This window comes from Cupriavidus basilensis, assembly GCF_029335485.1.
GTDB classification, from domain to species: domain Bacteria; phylum Pseudomonadota; class Gammaproteobacteria; order Burkholderiales; family Burkholderiaceae; genus Cupriavidus; species Cupriavidus basilensis_E.
In genome coordinates this window covers 1-661 of sequence record NZ_JARJLM010000305.1, presented here as the reverse complement: position 1 = coordinate 661, position 661 = coordinate 1, and the positions used below count along the sequence as shown (strand labels likewise).

Annotated in this window: 1 protein-coding gene; it reads right to left on the bottom strand. The window is 59.0% G+C overall.

From position 1 onward, the window contains the following. A partial coding sequence (locus P3W85_RS17960; RefSeq protein ID WP_276265783.1) for a transcriptional regulator occupies positions 1–661 on the bottom strand: 661 nt, incomplete at both ends.

The window sequence follows — 661 nt, the reverse complement described above, 5'->3', positions numbered from 1 at the left end:
TCCCGCCAGAGCTGGACAGATGATCCAGGTGGTGCCGTCTCGCACGAACACGCGCAGAGACTTGACCAAGTCCGCAGGCTGCAGTTGTTGATCTTCCGCCACGACTCCATCTAGCGCGAACGCGCGGACATAGTCCTCAGTGTGTCGCTGACCTAGACAAACCACGATTTTCGGTCGCCAGTATGCGCAGATCTCTGCTAGAAACCGGAAACGGCCACCTTGTCGGCACAGATCCAGATAGCGAGCGATCGGCACTAGGGAAGACTGTCCGCGGAATGCCTTGGACCATGGCGTGACGCCATCGAGTTGCGCCGGCAGGGGAAACAGGTTCAGTTTGAACTCCGCACCGTCGGGCGCATAGAGCTGACGCTCGTAGTACTGTTTCGAATCGCCGCCGTCTGGCTGAAGCCCTAGTACCTCTGCACGAGCGGCCGCCATGATGCGCGCAATACGCTGATGGCTCTGCCATTTCTCCATACTGCCCGAATGGACCCTGCGGAAATTCGTGTCCCACGCCGGCGGCTCCGTTCGTGGCACCAGTGGGGCCTGAAAAGACTCGTTCCACGGATGCGGACTTCTATCGCAGAACCACACGGCCCCTGCAGGGTTGCCCCCTTCCATTCCTACATACGATGCGAAATAGTCATCTAGTTCTTGACCG